Here is an 18,901-nt window from a genome sequence, read left to right on the forward strand (position 1 = left end):
CGGAAAGCGACGGTTGTCAGGGGTTCCCCATTTATTCTCCAACCAGAAAGGGACTATCACAGAAAATCAGTTTTCACTGACTTTCTGGACAGCCCCTTTTTTATTGATAACTAACAGGAAATGTATCTCCAAGTATAGATTACTTAGTTAGGGTAAACCTTATAGAAGAGAGGTGATTGAACATGGAAAATAACAATAGCAAACAAGAGCAATTGGATCAGTACCGTGTACAAAACACAGGCAAGCCGATGACAACTAAAGAAGGAAGAAAAATTTCAAATGACCAGGAGACTATAAAAGCAGGTGTGCGCGGTCCATCTCTTCATGAGGATTATTGGTTCTTAGAGAAGATGTCCCATTTTAACCATGAAGAAATACCGGAAAGAGTCGTACATGCTAGAGGATATGGCGCATACGGTGAGTTTGAGTGCTACCAATCAATGAGCCAATTTACGAGTGCAAAATTTTTATCGGAACCGGGGAAAAAGACGCCTTTACTATGTCGGTTTTCCACGGTGCAAGGAGCTAAAGGGTCTTATGATACAGCGAGAGATTTGCGCTGTCTCGGTGTTAAGATGTATACAGAAGAAGGGAATTATGATCTTACAACGATTGCTATGCCAGTGTTGATCATTCAAGACCCGATGAAGTTCCCAGACTCAATGCATGCATACCAAAATAAGCAAGACGATGGTATACCGACAGCGACAGGAGCACATGACAGGTTTTGGGATTTCGTTGCCAATAATCCGGAATCAATCCATATGGTGACGTGGATCATGTCCGATAGAGGCGTTATTAAAAATTATCGAGTGATGGAATCTTGGTCAATTAATACGTATTTATTTATAAACGATGAAGGAATTGCCACTTTCGTCAGATTTGTTTGGAAGCCTGTTTTAGGCGTCCATTCCTTGCTTCACGATGAAGCGCTCAAAATTGGCGGACTGGATCCTGACTATCATAGAAGGGATCTTCGGGAGGCGATTGACCGTGGAGCGTATCCTGAATACGAATTGGGTGTCCAATTGATCCCGATGGAAGATGAATTCAAATATGATTTTGATGTGCTCGATCCTGCCAAGTTTTGGCCAGAGGAAGTTGTTCCAGTTCAACTAATCGGCAAAATGACATTAAATAGGAATGTCGACAACTACTTCGCAGAATTGGAGCAAGTAGCCTTTAACCCTGCCAATGTCGTGCCAGGAATTGGTTTTTCTAACGACCCGGTGCTGCAAGGAAGGCTACTAACGTATAGGGATACACAACAGCATCGACTTGGCAGTGCCAATTACGATGAATTGCCTGTAAACCGTCCACTTTGCCCGTTTCATAATAATACACGAAGAGGCTATATGAGGATGCGAATTGATGTAGACCAAGTGAATTACCATAATAATTCACTGGCGAATAACACGCCTCATACATCGAAACCAGAAGAAGGCGGTTATGTCCATTATCCTAAAAAAGTGGAGGGGCATGTCATTCGAGGCCGAAGTGAATCATTTAATGATTTCTTTTCACAGCCGAGAATTTTTTGGAACAGTTTGTCACCTGTTGAAAAGCAGCATACAATCCAAGCGTTTAGTTACCAACTTGGGAAAGTGAAAAGTGAATCCGTTCGACAGCAAAATGTCAATTTATTAGCCAATGTTGATCAGGAACTTGCGACTGTCATTGCAGACAATATTGGGGTAGAGCGACCAACAGGGACGCATGTCCAAGTATCGACAAGCTATCCTTCACTTAGCCAGACGAGTACACCGAAATCAGCATATACGTTAAAAGTTGGGGTGTTAATTGGCAACGGATTTGATGCGAGTGAAGTTCAAGCAACCTTAAATACATTGCAACAAGGCGGTGTATTTGTTGAAATTGTTAGTGAGCGATTAGGTGTAGTCACCGGTTCAGATGGAACAGAACTAAAAGTTACTCAAACATTTCTAACGACGAGCCCTTATTTGCTTGACGCAATTTACGTTGTAGGTGGCAAAGGGACATATGAAGAAAAATTCGAACAGGATATTTTAAATTATGTAAGAGTTGCCTATACACATTATAAGCCGATTGGCGTTGCTACATCAGGAGGTTCGTATATAGAAACGACAGAGAGAAACAATTTACATGGCGTAGTTTTTGCGAAAGATCGACCTGAATTTGCAAATGAATTCATTAACGCTATCGCCCAGCAACGCTTTTGGGATCGCAAGTAATGTAAAATAAAATACAATGCAAAGAATCAATTACTTATTTTTGTAATTGGTTCTTTTTTACATACAAAGCCTATTACTTTGTATATTAACAATTGCATGTATTTATAATGGATTGGAGTACTATTACGGGACTCGCAAATAATCCTCTAAGCGATGTAGACTACTAATTGGGTAACCTATCATTTCCGCCACACATATATATAGTTGGGGAAGACCTAATGTGTGGAAAGGTGAGTGAAAATGGATAACAATTTTGAAAATGTTGATCAAAATAAGAAACAAGAACAATTGGACGAATATCGTGTAGTAAACGCAGGAAACCCAATGACGACAAATGCATCAAGAAAAGTTTCGGATGATGAGAGGATTTTAACGGCCGGTAAACGGGGACCTGGATTGTTGGAGGATGTTTATTATTTTGAGAAAATGACATCTTTTGTCCGTGAAGAAATACCGGAAAGAAAGGTCCATGCAAGAGGATATGGGGCTTATGGAGAATTTGAATGCTATCAGTCAATGAAACAGTATACGAAGGCAGGATTTCTGCAGGAGGCTGGCAAAAAAACACCTTTGATCGTCCGATTCTCTACGGTACAGGGAAGTAAAGGTTCAAAGGATACAGCACGGGATTTGCGTTGCTTAGGTGTTAAGTTTTATACAGAAGAAGGAAATTATGATATGACGATGATTTCGTTCCCTGTTTTAATTAACCAGGATGCGATGAAATTTCCTGACGTTATGCATGCATATCAACCAGAACCGCGAACGGGTATGCCACAAGCATCGGGTGCGCATGATACCTTCTGGGATTACGTTGCGAATAACCCCGAAGCACTTCATATGACGTTATGGGTTATGTCAGATCGCGGCATTATTAGAAGTTATCGGATGATGGAATCCTGGTCTGTTAATACGTACCTATTTGTCAATGATCAAGGGGTCGCGACATTTGTAAGATTTGTTTGGAAACCTGTACTTGGGTCGCATTCTTTGCTTATGGATGAGGCGCAGAAAATCGGCGGCATCGATCCCGATTATCACCGTCGGGATTTAAGAGAGGCGATCGATCGAGGCGCTTTTGCGGAATATGAATTAGGTGTTCAGTTAATTCCGATGGAAGATGAATTTAAATATGATTTTGATATTCTGGATTCTACAAAATTTTGGCCTGAAGAGCTTATCCCTGTCCAAATCATCGGCAAGATGACGTTAAATCGGAATGTGGATAATGAGTTTGCAGAGCTTGAACAAGTAGCATTCAACCCAGCAAATGTCGTTCCTGGAATTGACTTTTCAAATGATCCTGTTTTACAGGGAAGGTTAATTGCTTACCGGAGTGCACAATATCATCGTTTGGGAAGTAAAAACTATGAGGATTTACCAGTTAACCGACCTGTTTGTCCATTCCATAATAATCAGCGAAAAGGATACATGAGGTATCGGATTGATGTTGATGAAACGAGTTACCATAGAAACTCCTTAGAAAACAATACACCGTATACAACCCCGCCTGAACAAGGGGGATATGAGCATTACCCTATGAAAGTGGAGGGGCGTGTCACACGGGAGCGCAGTGAAAAATTCGATGACTATTTTACACAGCCAAGGATTTTCTGGAATAGTTTAACGCCTATTGAAAAGCAGCATATGATCGAAGCGCTTAGCTATCAAATCGGAAGTTGTAGAAGCAAATCAGTCCGCCAGCAAAGTGCCGATATTTTAGTGAATGTCGATAAAGAGTTGGCCAATATTGTTGCGGATAATGTTGGCGTAGAGCGACCAAATGGAACGCATGTACCGGTTTCAACAAGATACCCTTCTTTAAGTCAGGCAAGCACACCAAAGTATGCATATTCGTTAAAAGTCGGTGTATTGATTGGCGATGGATTTAACGCGAATGAAGTGAGAGCAACTCTTAATACATTGCAGCAGTATGGCGTTTTCGTTGAAATTGTCAGCGAAAAATTAGGCACAGTTACTGCTTCAGATGGTACTGTAATGGAAGTTACCAATACATTTTTAACGACAAGTCCTTATTTGTTGGATGCGCTCTATGTAGTAGGAGGAGAGTCAGACAACGAAATGAAATTTATGCAGGACATTATGGAATTTGTAAGAGTTGCCTATACACATTATAAGCCGATTGGTATCGCTGCATCGGGGCGTTCATATTTACAAACAACAGATAGAAACAATTTGGATGGCGTCGTATTTGCAGAAAACAATCCGAACTTTGCAAATGAATTCGTCAATGCAATTGCCCATCAACGATTTTGGGATCGAACGTAAAGAAAAAAACACACATGGATTGATAGGATCACCATGTGTGTTTTTATATTATTCAGCGATAGGTCCGCCTTTTTGGACGAAATCATCGGAAACGTACTTAAATTTCTTGAAGTTTTCACGGAAAAGGTGAGCGAGTTCTTTTGCTTTTTTGTCATAAGCTGCTGGATCGCTCCAAGCGTTGCGAGGGTTCAGAACTTCGCTTGGAACGCCTTCAATTGCTTTCGGCATAGCAAGGCCAAAAATTTCATTTACTTCGAATTCAATATCGTTCAATTGTCCGGCGATTGCAGCATTTACCATTGTACGAGTATGTTTGAGCTCCATACGCTTACCTACGCCATATTCGCCGCCAGTCCAGCCAGTGTTGACAAGGAACACTTGTGCATTATGCTCGTCAATTTTTTGCCCTAACATTTCTGCGTATACTGTCGCAGGCAACGGCAGGAACGGAGAACCGAAGCAAGTTGAGAAGGTTGCTTCAGGAGCAGTAATCCCACGTTCAGTGCCGGCTAATTTCGAAGTGAAGCCGCTAAGGAAATGATACATCGCTTGCTCTTTCGTCAATTTAGAAATTGGAGGCAACACGCCGAATGCATCAGCAGTTAAAAACACAATTGTTTTCGGATGGCCAGCCATTGACGGCTTTGCAATGTTTTCGATATTATGGATTGGATAAGCAGCACGCGTGTTTTCAGTTAATGAATTATCATCATAATCAGGAACTCGTGTTTTGTCATCCAAAACTACGTTTTCAAGCACAGAGCCAAAACGGATTGCACCGAAAATTTCTGGTTCTTTTTCTTTTGATAAGTTGATGCATTTCGCATAGCAGCCGCCTTCGATGTTAAAGACGCCGTTATCGGACCAGCCATGCTCATCATCGCCAATCAATTTGCGTTTCGCGTCTGCAGAAAGCGTCGTTTTGCCTGTACCGGATAGTCCGAAGAATAGTGCGACATCGCCTTCTTCTCCTACGTTAGCGGAACAGTGCATCGGCAGGATGCCGTGCTCAGGCAGCAAGTAGTTCATTACTGAGAAAATCGATTTTTTCATTTCTCCAGCATATTCAGTTCCGCCGATTAGCACGATGCGTTTTTCGAGAGAAACGATAATAAATGTTTCGGATTCAGTGCCGTCGACTGCTGGGTCTGCTTTAAAAGTAGGAGCCGATAAGATTGTAAATTGTGCCTCATGTGTAGTAAGCTCTTCTTCAGTCGGGCGGATGAATAAGTTATGGACAAATAAGTTTTGCCATGCAAATTCATTGACGACTTGAATGGAAAGCTGCGATTCTTTATCCGCACCTGCATATCCTTTGAAAACGAATAATTCGTCTTTCGCTTTCAAGTGGTTGATAACTTTTGTATATAATGAATCAAAAATTTCTTGAGAAATCGGCCGGTTCACTTTGCCCCAATCGATTTTGTCTTTTGAAGAAGGTTCCTCAACAATGAATTTATCCTTAGGGGAGCGCCCTGTATACTTGCCGGTTTCAGCAGATAGCGCACCATCCGCCGAGAGCTTTGCTTCTCCTCTTGAAGTAGCTTTCTCGATCAGCTCTGCCACTGAAGGCTGGATATTGACATTAGCTCCTGAAAGCAATTCATTTAGTCCATTTTCGATCTTCGCAGAAATCATATGTTTTGTACCGTCCTTTGCGTATTAATCCCATATAAATGGGTATCATTACATTCCGTAAATAGTATAACACATTAAGAATAATAATCTATACTAATTCAAAACTCAAGCAGTTAAGCTCAAAAAGATTTGACAAAGTGAAAACTTTTTCGTAGCATGGTTACATGAACGGATACTCTTATCCCGAGCTGGCGGAGGGACAGGCCCTATGAAGCCCGGCAACCTGCGTAGTGCAAGCTACGAGAAGGTGCCAAACCTGAGGCAAGGTTTTACACCTTGGACGATAAGAGTGAAAGGTGCTGCATTTGAAATCATGCCTTTCCTCATGTGCATTTACGTGAGCGAAGGGCTTTTTTATCTTCATTAAGATAGAGATCCATCTTTGAAGCGTTGAGATACATTTCACTTTTTAGCGAGAGTTCCTATACTCGACAAATGAAGATAAGCCTCCGGCGGTTGTCATGAATTTTGCATTGCGCATTCAGGCGCATGTAAAAAGATGATGCGACTATGCCAAGGCCCAATTGATTTTATCAAGCCCTTAATCCTTGTGTATGTTGACGTCGACTCTCTTCAGGCGTGGAACTATCTGGGAAAAATAGAGTACCGTATCAATATTTGCAAGCCGTTAAGGAGGAAATTATAATGACAAACCGCCGACTGTTTACTTCAGAATCAGTAACGGAAGGACATCCAGACAAAATGTGCGACCAAATTTCGGATGCCATTTTGGACGCTATTTTAGAAGAAGATCCGAATGCACGAGTCGCATGCGAGACGACAATTACGACAGGATTAGTGCTTGTGATCGGAGAAATCACAACAACGACTTATGTCGATATTCCAAAAGTTGTTCGGGATACTGTGAAAGAAATCGGCTATACTCGCGCCAAGTTCGGATTCGATTGGGAGACATCTTCCGTTTTAACTTCGATCGACGAACAATCGCCTGATATTGCTGCGAGCGTTGACCAAGCTTTAGAAGCACGGGAAGGAACGATGACGGACGAAGAATTGGAAGCAATCGGAGCGGGCGACCAAGGATTAATGTTTGGGTATGCTTGCAATGAAACACCAGAACTGATGCCGATGCCAATTAGTTTGTCCCATAAGCTGTCACGCAGACTAGCGGAAGTGAGAAAAAATGATACGCTTCCTTATTTGCGTCCGGATGGTAAAACGCAAGTGACAGTTGAGTATGATGACAACAATCGTCCAATACGGATTGATACAATCGTCATTTCTACACAGCATCATCCTGATACGACACTTGAACAAATCCAGCAAGACATTAAAGAGCATGTCATTTATCCAGTCGTACCGAAAGAGTTATTGGATGAAGATACAAAATACTTCATCAACCCTTCAGGTCGTTTCGTTATCGGCGGTCCGCAAGGAGATGCCGGATTAACAGGACGAAAAATCATCGTTGACACGTACGGTGGATATGCTCGCCATGGCGGCGGAGCCTTCTCCGGAAAAGACGCGACGAAAGTTGACCGTTCCGCTTCCTACGCAGCGCGTTATGTAGCGAAAAACATTGTCGCTGCAGGACTTGCAGAGCGTTGCGAAGTGCAGTTGGCGTATGCGATCGGTGTTGCGAAACCTGTCTCTATTTCGATTGATACATTCGGAACAGGAAAAGTTGAGGAAAGCAAATTGGTTGAGCTTGTGCGCGAACTATTCGATTTACGCCCTGCAGGCATAATCAAAATGCTTGACCTTAGACGTCCAATTTATAAACAAACTGCAGCATATGGCCATTTCGGCCGCACGGATGTTGAGCTTCCTTGGGAGCAGACAGACAAAGCGGCAGAGTTGGTTGAAAGAACCGGTTTGTCAGTACGGTAATAAAATATTCATGTGGGAAGCAAGGGTTCATTCCTTGCTTTCTTTTTTTATTGTAGGTATATGAAACACCTCGCTCGAAATGTGTAGAGAACCGTTAAAATGAAGAGCTGAATCGCTCGAAATCTGCAAGTGTCCCCTCGAATGTTGTGTAAAATGGCTTGAAGAACCCCTGTCTCTGCTTGAATGCGGAAGTGCTTGAAGTTTTCATGTATCCGCTCGAAGTGTGTGGATAACCGCTTGAAGCCCTCGTTCTCTGCCCGAATTGGGTGTTAAGACGCTCGTATTACAGCTGAATCCGCTCGTATGGTGTTATAGAACGCATAAACTACACGTTTGCCGCTCGATACTAATTCGTTAATTACAAGCATTACAAAAGGTTGTAGCACCCAACAAAACATAAAACAGACGCTGCCCCTCTTCAGAGCAGCGCCTGTTTATTTTTGCATCTTTTTATAAACCTGTCCTTTTTCAACATAGCTGTTGACGATGCGCAACATATCTTCGCGGTCTTCGTCGTTTAATTCACGGACTACTTTTGCTGGAGAGCCCAATGCCAATGTGTTTGGCGGGATTTTCTTGCCGGGGGGTACGAGGCTGCCGGCACCGATAAATGCGCCTTCGCCAATTTCTGCGCCATCTAAAATAATTGCTCCCATTCCAATAAGAGCACCTTTACGGATGATACAGCTATGTAATGTTGCTTTATGCCCAACAGTTACATCGTCTTCAATAAGCAGAGTGCGATTCGGGCTTTGGTGCAAGCAGCTTAAATCTTGGATACTTACACGCTCGCCAATTATGGTTGGCGCTACATCTCCCCGGATAACGGTGTTGAACCAGATTGAACTATTTGCGCCAATTGTTACATCCCCTGTAATTGTTGCGTAGTCAGCGACATAGACAGAAGGGTGAATTTTTGGAGATTTTTCTCCATACGGATAAATCATGATGACCACCTCATTTTATCAAAATCGTGTATAATCTATCATATCATAAAAAACATGATGATCTTTTAATCTAATTGAATTGCACGAACGGAGGACGATGGAACATGTGGAAATGGGAAGCAGAAGGACAGCCGAAAGCGGTTGTTGTCATTGTCCATAATGCATATGAACATCATCGTCGATATGCATGGCTCATTCAAGAATTACGCATAGGCGGTTTTCATGTTGTAACGAGCGATTTACCTGGCCATGGCGAGGAAAAGGGCAATAAACTACACGATGAATCTTTTGAGTCTTATGTGCGTCATGTGAAAAGCATGATGGAAATCGGTTTGCAAGACGGCTTGCCTATGTTTGTCATTGGACATGGATTAGGCGCTACGCTCATTATGCACATTTTACAAACTCAGAAATTGGAATGCGCGGGTTGTATTTTCATGTCTCCTTGGCTGTCGCTGAAACACCAGCCATCTAAATTTTCGGGAGTATTAACAAAGTTATCGAGCTCCGTTAAATTAAAGCATGATGTGACGATTGAGATGCTGACGAAAAATTACGACCTGCATGTTGAATATCAAAATGATCGATTTTATAGTTCAACAGTTGTCACATCTTGGTATCGCGAGCTGCTGTCGATGATGAAGTCGGTCATGGCGCACGAAGAGAGTATTCAAGATGTGCCGATGTTAATTCAGACGGGGGAGAATGACAAAATCACCGATATTTCATTTGCGAAAAAATGGTTGCAAAATCAACAGCTCTCCGAATTTCAATATAAAGAATGGAAAAGGCTCTACCATGATTTACATCAAGAGCCTGAGCGAGTAGAAGTGTATTTATACATTCAAGCTTTTATGGACAATGTGCTTCGATCATTAGGTTACGTTATAGATTCAAATCATTAAGGGAGTGGTTGAGATGACAGTTATCGGTTTTGTAAGACATGGGGTAACAGCTTGGAATAAAGAAGGCAGGGCGCAAGGCAGTTCAGACGTCCCTTTGGATGAAGAAGGGATTGAAATGGCCGGACGTGTCGCTAAACGATTGTCTACTGAACAATGGGATGCCATTTACACAAGTCATTTAAGCCGTGCGAAAAAAACGGCGGAAATTATAGCTGAGAAACTGCCGCAAGCTATGTTCGTTGTCGATCAGCGTTTGGCGGAGCGAGGTGGCGGATTAGTTGAAGGCACGACCGAAGCGGAACGCATCGAAAAATGGGGCATCAATTGGAAAGAATTGGACCTCGGTTTCGAGCCGCATGATGCAATTATTGAAAGAGGGATGGCCGCCATTCGAGATATAAAAGAAAAGCACCCAAATGAAAGGGTACTGTTGATTAGCCACGGAGCTTTTATTAAAAGACTATTCAATGAACTCATTCCGGATGAACAATATGAAAAAAGCTTGGATAACACATCAGTAACTATAGTCGAATTGTCGGATGAAAGAAATAGATGCCACTTATTCAACTGTACAGCGCATTTAAAGCAGGCAATGGATGCATAGCACAAAAATTTATAGACTCTACTAACTTGTATCAGCAGTCTTTAGAGAATATTGTAGTGGAAATCATTTTCTATAAATCATTTAAGGCAAAAGTTCGTTATAATAGATAATAGCTTTGAATGGATGGAGGAATTGAATCGTGAAAAAAGAAACAAAAAAAGAGATTTTCTCATGGGTGAAATCACTTGTTATCGCATTTGCTTTAGTTTTAATCGTACGGCAGTTTTTATTTTCTCCTGTATTAGTCTCAGGACAATCAATGGAACCGACATTCGAATCGAATAACCGGGTCGTCATTTCCAAAATCCACAAACTGGATCATTTCGATTTAGTCGTTTTCCATGCGCCGAATTCAAAGGAAGACTATATTAAACGAGTAATCGGGCTGCCTGGCGATACAGTTGTCATGAAGGATGATCGTCTTTTCATAAACGGAAAAGAATATGATGAGCCTTATATTCAGGAAAACAAAGATAAATTGTTCAAAGATCAGAAACTGACGCAGGACTTTGAAGTAACCGTACCAGAAGGTCAGCTTTTCGTCTTGGGCGATAACCGGAGGAATAGCACAGATAGTCGTGCGATTGGCTGTATCGATGAGTCCTCTGTCGTTGGAAAAGTGGAATTCAGATTTTATCCATTCAATTCAATCGGCTTTCCAAAATAATTATTTTGATGATTACATTTCTCCATTGAGGGTATTCTAAAAAGGACTATTTTTGGAGGAGTGATCAAGTTGGCTGAAGATAAGCGACATAAGCGTGCTCACAATGAAGCGGACAATGAGACAAAGGCAAATATGGCCGGTGTGGAATATTCGGACGAGCAAAGACGTCAAAATGAAGTTGCCTCCACTGCATATACGGGTAGTAAAAATGAGAAAGTCGATATTCAAAATGACAAGCTTGAGTCTGGCGGATTTTAACGTAATTATGAAAAGAAACCTCTGCGTAAAATAGCGTAGAGGTTTTTCTTTTGTGTATCTAAACAAATGGGTGTTCGTATGTTACAGTATGTGTAGGAACATATTGAAGGAGCAAATGGCAATGGATGATTTTTTTGAACGAAAGAAAAAGGAATTGAATATCGAATTAAATGAAATACAAAAATTAGCCGTCATGCAATCGGAAGGCCCTTTGCTTCTTTTATCATGCCCCGGTTCAGGTAAAACTACAACAATCATCATGAAAATTGGTTACTTACTTGAAGAAAAAAACGTGCCTGCAAGCCGTATTAAGGCAATTACGTTCAGCAGGGCTTCTGCTAGGGATATGGCTGAGCGGTTCAAGAAATTTTTTCCTGATCAAAAACCAGTGGAATTTTCGACAATACATAGCTTGGCATTTACTATTACACGTCAGTTTTTGCAAAAGACGGGTGTAACCTATGATCTAATAGAAGGATCTAATAGCAGGAAAGGATCTGTGCAAAAGCATTTTCTATTAAAAGATTTATATAAAAAGGTTCTAAAAGAAGATTGCACAGAGGATGAATTAACTGCACTTTCAACTTTTATCAGTTCTTTGAAAAACCGTATGATTCCTTTTAATGAATGGCAAGAGATTGAAGGGCCTTTTGAAAGAGCGGGACAAATTGCGTTACAGTACGAACAGATGAAAACACGTACATACAAACATTTACTCTTAGATTTTGACGATATGCTCACAATTGCTGAACAAGCATTGCGCACGGATGAAGAGTTGGCGGCTTATTATCAAGGCTTATATGATTATTTGCTTACCGATGAAAGTCAGGATACGTCTCTTGTCCAACATCGAATTATTGAGCATATCGTCGCTTTCCACGGCAATTTATGTGTTGTGGCGGATGACGATCAGTCCATTTATACATGGCGAGGAGCAGAACCGGATTATTTATTGGACTTCAAAAAGGTTTATCCGGATGCTCAATTGCTGAAAATGGAAAGAAATTATCGATCTTCAAAGGAAATTGTCGATGCATCAGCTCTTTTCATTGAGCGAAACAAGAACCGCTATCCGAAAAAAATGCATACAGCTAATCCGGAAGCAGGGCCGATCCAGATCAAACAATTGGAAGATCCCAAACGGCAGTTAGAATATATTACATATGAATTACTAAATGAGCAACGTTTGAACGAAGTGGCAATTTTATTTCGAAATAATTCTTCCTCAACCTTATATGTGAATGAATTGCACCGCCGAGGCATCCCTTTCTATATGAAAGATGCGGATGACAAGTTTTTCTCCCATTGGGTCGTTGAGGATATTTTGAATTTCATGCGTCTCAGCTTCAATATGACTCGGAAGGATATATTTTTAAAAATCATTATGAAAATGAACGCTTATATTTCCAGATCAATGATCATTACTTTTGAACGAACAAATACAAGGGGCAATGTTTTTGATTCGTTTATGGAGTGTGTGGATTTAAAAAAAGACCAAATCGACAAATTGAAGCATTATCAAGAGGTATACGATAAAATTCCTCAAATGCGTCCAGCACAAGTCATTCGAATGATTCGCTATGAATTGGACTATGAAGAGGCGTTGAAAAGCCGCGCGAAAAAATTTGGTTTTCGTTTCGATCAGCTTTCAACAATTTTGGATACGCTTGAAGGGATTGCGTCTCAATTAAAGACGATGGTTGAATTTGCGAATCGTTTAAAAGAGCTTGAGCAAGCCGTCCAGAAAGCGAAATATCACCCTTCCGAAAATGCTGTGACACTTTCCACTTTCCATAGCGCAAAAGGATTAGAGTTTAGACGAGTGTTTATGATTGATCTCGTCAAGGGAATCATTCCTTCAGACGAAGATGAAAAAGACCGAACGCTTTTGGAAGAGGCAAGGCGATTATTTTACGTTGGCATGACAAGGGCAAAAGAGCGATTAGAATTGCTTTCCTATCAGTCAGTGGATGGAAAACAGAAAGAGGACTCGAAATTCATTAACGAAATGCGAGGGATCTTAATGAAACCTGAAGAGAGGAAAATGGAGAAGCTGCAAAAAGCGGATGTATCGATTCCTTTAAATCCAGACGGAATCTGTCAAAGGGAAGAATTATCCGTAGGCATGCACATATCTCACAGAGTATTTGGCCGCGGAACGATTCAAGAAATCACCGATGAAATGGTGTCCATTCTTTTCGGAAATACAGAAAAACGTTTATCTCTTGAAATGGTCTTATCCCGTAGGCTGTTGGAAAAGGTAGCTGTATGAAAAACGCTTTGTTCGTCGGTATTGCTGGTGCATTTGGTGCAATTGCGAGAGTGTGGATGGGCACGATTTTTCATAGTGAGGCCTTTCCATTCGGCACGCTCATTCCGAATTTAATCGGATCGTTTTCATTATGTTTTCTATCCGGAGGGGCAATTCGGAAACTGACTTCGGATGAATCATTACAAACTGCCGTCACGACAGGTTTTTTAGGTTCCTTTACAACTTTCTCCGCGTTTAGTTTAGAGACTGTAGAGCTGTTTCAAAATGGACAACATCTGTTAGGCATTGCCTATTTGTTATTGAGCATAGTTGGCGGACTGGCTGCTGGATTGTTAGGCAGCAGCGTATCTCGTAAGAAGGTGTCAGTATGACCTTTGCAGATCTTGCCATAATCGGATTAGGCGGGGGCATCGGCACATTGATTCGATACATTCTTGCATTGAAATGGAATGCAACACGTTCATTGCCAATAGGGACTTTATTCGTCAACTGGTCGGGTTCTTTTTTGATCGGTTTCATAGCAATGCTCAACTTGAATAGTTTATGGACGTATTTTATCATTTCAGGCATTGCGGGTGGGATGACGACTTTCTCTACGCTCAATAAAGAGTTAGTGATCTTATGGAAAGATGGTAAAAGAAAAATATTTTTCTTTTATTTAATTGGAACGTATAGCATCGGAATTTTCTTCGCTTACTTAGGGATTGTGGCGGGTAGGTTACTGGCGCCATAATCCTTTTTCTGTTTGCTAATTGAATGGTCCAGCAGCTACAATATTGAAGTCTCAACTGATCGGATTCTATGGAAGAAAGGCATACGAATCGATCTTGAAACGAATGTACGAAATAACTTTAGAAAGGAAGTAACAAGTTTGAGCAGTAAAAGAAGAAATAAAAAGAAGAAAAATAGTGTGCTGTCAGCAGTCGTTGTAATTATTTTGGCAGCTGTCTATTTGGTCTGGGGAAAAGAAGATGCAGAACCGACCCGTTCGGGGCTTATTCCGGTTGAACTCATTAAAACAATTGATGGCGATACAATTAAGATCAAATACGAGGGCAAGGAGCAAAATGTCCGTTATTTATTAATTGATACACCCGAAACAAGTCATCCGAGATTAGGAAAGCAGCCTTTCGGAGAGAAAGCGAAGGAGCGGAATCAGGAGTTGCTCAATAGCGGAAAGTTAGAAATTGAATTTGATATAGGCGAAAAATATGATAAATATAATAGACTATTAGCTTATATTTATATTGATGGTGAAAGTGTCCAAGAAAAATTATTGGAAGAAGGATTAGCGAGAGTCGCTTATGTCTACCCGCCGAATACACGTCACTTAGATGCATATGAAAAGGCACAGGAGCGCGCTAAAAAAGCAGGGATCGGCATTTGGACATTAGAAGACTATGCAACGGATCGTGGATTTGATAGCGATACCTATTCCATTACTGACAAAAATACAGAAACGAATTCCAAAGCTGATGCTGAGGAATCCTTTAAGAACTGTACGGAGCTGAGGAAAAAATACCCGAACGGTGTTAAAAAGGGGCATCCTGCTTATTCTGAAAGGATGGATGGCGATAAGGATGGCTATGCTTGTGAATGAACAATGGAGTTGGAAGCACGGAGTCTTGGGGCTGAAGTTGTCGCTAGCGATGCGGATGTTTCAAATGCAGAGGATGTAGATCGTTTCGTATCGATTGCAGAGAAATCCTACAAACCTCAAAAAGACTGTAGACAAAGTGAAAAGATGCTTTGTCTACAGTCTAATGGATAATTAGTTTATCTAAACGGGTATACTGATTTTTGGTATAACCAATTTCGTTTATAACGAACAACGTTTTACGTTTTAAATAATGTTATAATCAATCGAAAGAAAACGAATTATGCAAAGGATGGTTCGCATGACAAAAACATCAAAAACAACTCTTAAAATGAACCGCAAGTTTAAAGTTCCAGCAGAAAAAGTGTTTGCCGCGTGGACGAACGAAGAATTTCAAAAAAAGTGGATGTTTACTATGGAACATACGAATAAAATTGCAAAGAGTGATCCTCGAGTCGGCGGAACATGGGAAATTGTGGATCACCGAGGTGGAAAAGACTACCGAGCCATTGGCGAATATAAATTGGTGGAACCGCCAACAAAACTCGTATTCACATTCAAAATGCCTCAATTTAGTGATTTAGAAGACGACATTACAGTCGAGATTCATCCGTTAGATTCAAGTTGTGAAATGATCTTCACACAAGAAATTAACGTTCCCCATGAAGAAGGTTGGACAGAAGAAGATATTGAAAAAGCACATGAAGAATGGAAGAAAGAGACCGAAGAAGGATGGCATTATATGTTTTTAGGTTTGAAAGAATTAGTAGAAACAGGGAAAATTACATATCCAACATTGTAGTATAAAGAACCTACCGAATCCACATTACTTTGAAGAAAAAATCCTGAGCCGTTGTTAAGGGCATGCCTCCTATTCTGAAATGATGGATGGTTAGCTTGAATGGTAGATAAATCAAGGACAGATTGTGGAAATAATCTGCTTTGCAACAGTTCACCAAATTTAGTACCGAGTCAATCGAAGTCTTAATTTCAGTGATGATTACTGAAATTAAGACTTTTTTATTTTACACTTTTGCATTTACTTATATAAGCATATAATTATATTGTTGTTAACAAGGAGGGTTTAATATGAGTACAAGAGTGACAGCTGATCTACAACAGGCTTCACAGCTTCTGAAACTATTAGGCGATCGAACACGTTTGACGATGATGAAGCTTCTGTCTACTCATGATTGTTGTGTCTGCGAATTTGTTGCGATATTCAACATGAGCCAACCAGCCATTAGCCAGCATTTACGTAAGATGAGAGACAACGGCTTAGTGAAAGAAGAGAGAAGAGGGCAATGGATTTTTTATTCGATAAATCGAGAGCATGAAGATTATCATTTGATACAGAGCATCCTTGACCAGTTGCCAAACCAAGATCAATTAATTGTCGAGTTGGAACAACAAGGTTTACGCATTTCGTGCGAATAGGGAGGTACAGTTATTGGTTTCAGTTATAACTGCGTTAAGTATTTTTATGATTACGCTAGTGTTTGTAATTTGGCAGCCAAAAAATTTATCAATCGGATGGACGGCTTGCATTGGCGCCGCGATTGCACTCTTATTGGGAGTCGTTGATTTTAATGATGTCTTGGACGTTACAAGTATTGTATGGAATGCGACATTAGCGTTCGTGGCCATTATTATCATTTCTTTAATTTTAGATGAGATCGGATTTTTCGAGTGGGCTGCGTTGCATATGGCACGTATTGCGAATGGTAGCGGTATCCGAATGTTCATTTACGTCAGTATTTTAGGTGCTATCGTTGCAGCTTTATTTGCGAATGACGGTGCAGCGTTGATTTTAACACCGATTGTGCTGTCGATGGTGCGTAATTTGAAGTTCAGTGAAAAAATGGTCTTTCCATTCATCATGGCGAGCGGCTTTATCGCTGATACGACATCTTTGTCTTTCGTCGTCAGCAACTTGGTGAACATCGTTTCAGCCGACTTTTTCGGAATTGGTTTTGTCGAATATGCAACAAGGATGATTGTTCCAAATCTGTTTGCGCTTTTGGCAAGCATCTCTGTGCTTTATTTATTTTTTCGTAAAAGTATTCCGGGAAAATATGACATGGCGGATTTGAAGCAGCCAAACGAGGCAATCAAAGACCGTAAAATGTTTAAGCTGTCATGGTTTGTGTTGGCAGTATTATTAATTGGCTATTTTCTAAGTGAATTTTTACAGATTCCCGTCTCTTTCATTGCGATAATAGCCGCGTTTTTCTTTTTGCTAATGGCAAATAAAAGTCCAGCAGTGGAGACTAAACAAGTGCTGAAAGGAGCACCATGGGCAATCGTCTTCTTTTCAATTGGGATGTATGTTGTTGTGTATGGTTTGAAAAATGCTGGTTTGACGGTCATCCTGTCAAATCTTATTCAACTTGCTGCTGATCAAGGATTATTGACCGCGACGCTTTCTATGGGCTTTATCGCTGCTTTTTTATCTTCCATCATGAATAACATGCCAACAGTCATGATCGATGCTTTAGCAATTGCAGAAACGAATACGTCAGGAGTCATTAGAGAAGCACTCATTTATGCAAATGTAATAGGATCGGACTTAGGGCCAAAAATTACACCGATCGGATCCTTAGCAACTTTGTTATGGCTGCATGTGCTTTCTCAAAAGGGCGTAAAAATCAGCTGGGGCTCGTATTTTAAAGTCGGTATTATCTTAACGATTCCTACGTTGTTCATTACACTATTTGGATTGTATTTATGGTTGTGGATTTTATAAATGTATTAAGAAAGGGATAATCTATTGTTGTGAAAAAGACATTGTACTTTCTATGCACGGGGAACACATGCCGCAGCCAAATGGCCGAGGGATGGGGAAAGCAAATGTTAAGCGACAATTGGAATGTATTCAGTGCAGGTATTGAAGCACACGGAGTAAATCCTTTAGCCATTAAAGTCATGTCAGAGGCCGGGATTGACATTTCTGATCAAACATCGGATAAAGTCGATCATGCTATTTTGAAGAACGCGGATCTTGTCGTGACGCTTTGTGGAGATGCTGCAGATCATTGTCCAACGACTCCATCATCCGTACAACGTAAACATTGGGGATTTGATGATCCTGCTAAGGCGACAGGCACTGAAGAAGAGATTTGGAGGGAGTTTCAACGCGTACGTGATGAGATCGGTGAACGGATTAGAAAGTTTGTCAGGGAGGAAGCATAATGATCTTATAAACTGGGCCATGCCAACCTATACTGAAAAAATAACTAATACTTGTCTGCCTAATCACTTACATAGTTCGAAAAACCTCTTGACATTTACGACAGACATGATAAGATTCAAAACAATATAGCGCGCTATAAATTTAATTGTATAACCTTGGAGATTTGGCGCAGTAATGTCGTCGTAGGCAGCAATAAGAAACTGAATGGTCGATGGAAATTCAGGCAGCGACGAACATGAAGTACACCAAAAGCAATTCTCCTTTTTGAATGAAGTGGATGACGGCTTATGCTGTCTTCAATTAGGGTGGTATCGCGGAGAACTTCTTCGTCCCTTGTGTAGGGATGAAGGGGTTCTTTTTTATTTGGTTCTATAATATTTGTTGGGGTATTCACACAAATTCAACAAAAAAAAGCACGTAATCACCATTTCTTTTATACTTGAATTGTCGGAAAACAAGTAAACGAA

18 protein-coding genes and 1 riboswitch are annotated in these 18,901 nt (G+C 40.8%); of the genes, 16 read left to right on the forward strand and 2 right to left on the reverse strand.

Going from position 1 to position 18,901, the window contains the following annotated elements; all coding sequences use genetic code 11:
• Window positions 1-182 precede the first annotated feature (182 nt).
• Together ACFQ38_RS13215 and ACFQ38_RS13220 are read left to right on the forward strand one after the other, a co-directional pair.
• Window positions 183-2,213 carry a catalase gene (locus ACFQ38_RS13215; protein ID WP_381481408.1) on the forward strand — a complete coding sequence of 677 codons (2,031 nt, stop codon included), beginning with the start codon at window positions 183-185 and terminating at the stop codon, window positions 2,211-2,213.
• A gap of 240 nt (window positions 2,214-2,453) precedes the next feature.
• Window positions 2,454-4,502, forward strand: coding sequence for a catalase (locus ACFQ38_RS13220; protein WP_381481410.1), 2,049 nt, complete (start codon window positions 2,454-2,456; stop codon window positions 4,500-4,502).
• A 48-nt stretch (window positions 4,503-4,550) separates the two neighbouring features.
• On the opposite strand, the gene pckA is transcribed toward ACFQ38_RS13220, so the two are convergent.
• Window positions 4,551-6,140, reverse strand: coding sequence for a phosphoenolpyruvate carboxykinase (ATP) (gene pckA, locus ACFQ38_RS13225; RefSeq protein ID WP_336823593.1), 1,590 nt, complete (start codon window positions 6,138-6,140; stop codon window positions 4,551-4,553).
• 175 nt (window positions 6,141-6,315) lie between these two features.
• A riboswitch (SAM riboswitch) is annotated at window positions 6,316-6,430 on the forward strand.
• Between the two features lie 352 nt (window positions 6,431-6,782).
• On the opposite strand from pckA, the gene metK reads away from it, so the two are divergent.
• Entirely contained in the window at window positions 6,783-7,991 is a 1,209-nt protein-coding gene (gene metK / locus ACFQ38_RS13230; RefSeq protein WP_336823640.1) for a methionine adenosyltransferase, read from the forward strand.
• A gap of 434 nt (window positions 7,992-8,425) precedes the next feature.
• Here metK and ACFQ38_RS13235 read toward each other — a convergent pair whose 3' ends face one another.
• Window positions 8,426-8,938 carry a gamma carbonic anhydrase gene (locus tag ACFQ38_RS13235; RefSeq protein ID WP_336823594.1) on the reverse strand — a complete coding sequence of 171 codons (513 nt, stop codon included), beginning with the start codon at window positions 8,936-8,938 and terminating at the stop codon, window positions 8,426-8,428.
• 104 nt (window positions 8,939-9,042) lie between these two features.
• Here ACFQ38_RS13235 and ACFQ38_RS13240 point away from each other — a divergent pair, with 104 nt between their 5' ends.
• The 13 genes from ACFQ38_RS13240 (at window position 9,043) to arsC (ending at window position 18,433) form a co-directional block, all read left to right on the forward strand.
• Window positions 9,043-9,843 (forward strand): alpha/beta hydrolase, encoded by an 801-nt coding sequence (locus ACFQ38_RS13240; RefSeq protein WP_336823595.1) that lies wholly within the window; start codon window positions 9,043-9,045, stop codon window positions 9,841-9,843.
• A gap of 13 nt (window positions 9,844-9,856) precedes the next feature.
• Window positions 9,857-10,447: a histidine phosphatase family protein gene (locus ACFQ38_RS13245; protein WP_381481413.1), complete on the forward strand. Its 591-nt coding sequence runs from the start codon at window positions 9,857-9,859 to the stop codon at window positions 10,445-10,447.
• Window positions 10,448-10,586: 139 nt separating this feature from the next.
• Complete coding sequence (gene lepB, locus ACFQ38_RS13250) at window positions 10,587-11,114, forward strand: signal peptidase I (protein ID WP_336823597.1); 528 nt, start codon at window positions 10,587-10,589, stop codon at window positions 11,112-11,114.
• Between the two features lie 69 nt (window positions 11,115-11,183).
• The gene (locus tag ACFQ38_RS13255) at window positions 11,184-11,372 is read left to right on the forward strand and encodes a hypothetical protein (RefSeq protein WP_336823598.1); all 189 of its coding nucleotides are present in this window, start codon (window positions 11,184-11,186) and stop codon (window positions 11,370-11,372) included.
• 121 nt (window positions 11,373-11,493) lie between these two features.
• On the forward strand, window positions 11,494-13,644 hold the full coding sequence (locus ACFQ38_RS13260) for an ATP-dependent helicase (protein WP_336823599.1): 2,151 nt from the start codon (window positions 11,494-11,496) through the stop codon (window positions 13,642-13,644).
• On the forward strand, window positions 13,641-14,015 hold the full coding sequence (gene crcB / locus ACFQ38_RS13265; protein WP_336823600.1) for a fluoride efflux transporter CrcB: 375 nt from the start codon (window positions 13,641-13,643) through the stop codon (window positions 14,013-14,015). The genes ACFQ38_RS13260 and crcB overlap by 4 nt, the downstream gene beginning before the upstream one ends.
• Window positions 14,012-14,377 (forward strand): fluoride efflux transporter FluC, encoded by a 366-nt coding sequence (locus ACFQ38_RS13270; protein WP_336823601.1) that lies wholly within the window; start codon window positions 14,012-14,014, stop codon window positions 14,375-14,377. Before crcB ends, ACFQ38_RS13270 begins: the two co-directional genes overlap by 4 nt.
• Window positions 14,378-14,515: 138 nt before the next feature.
• Window positions 14,516-15,244, forward strand: coding sequence for a thermonuclease family protein (locus ACFQ38_RS13275; RefSeq protein ID WP_381481416.1), 729 nt, complete (start codon window positions 14,516-14,518; stop codon window positions 15,242-15,244).
• Between the two features lie 3 nt (window positions 15,245-15,247).
• Entirely contained in the window at window positions 15,248-15,415 is a 168-nt protein-coding gene (locus ACFQ38_RS13280; RefSeq protein WP_381481419.1) for a hypothetical protein, read from the forward strand.
• A 127-nt stretch (window positions 15,416-15,542) separates the two neighbouring features.
• Window positions 15,543-16,043: an SRPBCC family protein gene (locus ACFQ38_RS13285; protein ID WP_336823603.1), complete on the forward strand. Its 501-nt coding sequence runs from the start codon at window positions 15,543-15,545 to the stop codon at window positions 16,041-16,043.
• 287 nt (window positions 16,044-16,330) lie between these two features.
• Entirely contained in the window at window positions 16,331-16,678 is a 348-nt protein-coding gene (locus ACFQ38_RS13290; RefSeq protein WP_381481422.1) for an ArsR/SmtB family transcription factor, read from the forward strand.
• Between the two features lie 13 nt (window positions 16,679-16,691).
• Window positions 16,692-17,987, forward strand: coding sequence for an arsenic transporter (locus ACFQ38_RS13295; protein ID WP_381481424.1), 1,296 nt, complete (start codon window positions 16,692-16,694; stop codon window positions 17,985-17,987).
• Window positions 17,988-18,016: 29 nt separating this feature from the next.
• Entirely contained in the window at window positions 18,017-18,433 is a 417-nt protein-coding gene (gene arsC / locus ACFQ38_RS13300) for an arsenate reductase (thioredoxin) (protein ID WP_381481426.1), read from the forward strand.
• The last annotated feature ends 468 nt before the right edge of the window (window positions 18,434-18,901 follow it).

This window comes from Sporosarcina contaminans (assembly GCF_042679045.1).
In the GTDB taxonomy this organism is placed as follows: domain Bacteria; phylum Bacillota; class Bacilli; order Bacillales_A; family Planococcaceae; genus Sporosarcina; species Sporosarcina contaminans.

What these genes read in the sequence shown, in the direction of transcription:
- ACFQ38_RS13215 (WP_381481408.1), top strand. Translation starts at nt 183, where the DNA reads ATGGAAAATAACAATAGCAAACAAGAGCAATTGGATCAGTACCGTGTA.
- ACFQ38_RS13220 (WP_381481410.1), top strand. Translation starts at nt 2,454, where the DNA reads ATGGATAACAATTTTGAAAATGTTGATCAAAATAAGAAACAAGAACAA.
- pckA (WP_336823593.1), bottom strand. Translation starts at nt 6,140, where the DNA reads ATGATTTCTGCGAAGATCGAAAATGGACTAAATGAATTGCTTTCAGGA.
- ACFQ38_RS13235 (WP_336823594.1), bottom strand. Translation starts at nt 8,938, where the DNA reads ATGATTTATCCGTATGGAGAAAAATCTCCAAAAATTCACCCTTCTGTC.
- ACFQ38_RS13240 (WP_336823595.1), top strand. Translation starts at nt 9,043, where the DNA reads ATGTGGAAATGGGAAGCAGAAGGACAGCCGAAAGCGGTTGTTGTCATT.
- ACFQ38_RS13245 (WP_381481413.1), top strand. Translation starts at nt 9,857, where the DNA reads ATGACAGTTATCGGTTTTGTAAGACATGGGGTAACAGCTTGGAATAAA.
- ACFQ38_RS13260 (WP_336823599.1), top strand. Translation starts at nt 11,494, where the DNA reads ATGGATGATTTTTTTGAACGAAAGAAAAAGGAATTGAATATCGAATTA.
- crcB (WP_336823600.1), top strand. Translation starts at nt 13,641, where the DNA reads ATGAAAAACGCTTTGTTCGTCGGTATTGCTGGTGCATTTGGTGCAATT.
- ACFQ38_RS13270 (WP_336823601.1), top strand. Translation starts at nt 14,012, where the DNA reads ATGACCTTTGCAGATCTTGCCATAATCGGATTAGGCGGGGGCATCGGC.
- ACFQ38_RS13280 (WP_381481419.1), top strand. Translation starts at nt 15,248, where the DNA reads ATGGAGTTGGAAGCACGGAGTCTTGGGGCTGAAGTTGTCGCTAGCGAT.
- ACFQ38_RS13285 (WP_336823603.1), top strand. Translation starts at nt 15,543, where the DNA reads ATGACAAAAACATCAAAAACAACTCTTAAAATGAACCGCAAGTTTAAA.
- ACFQ38_RS13290 (WP_381481422.1), top strand. Translation starts at nt 16,331, where the DNA reads ATGAGTACAAGAGTGACAGCTGATCTACAACAGGCTTCACAGCTTCTG.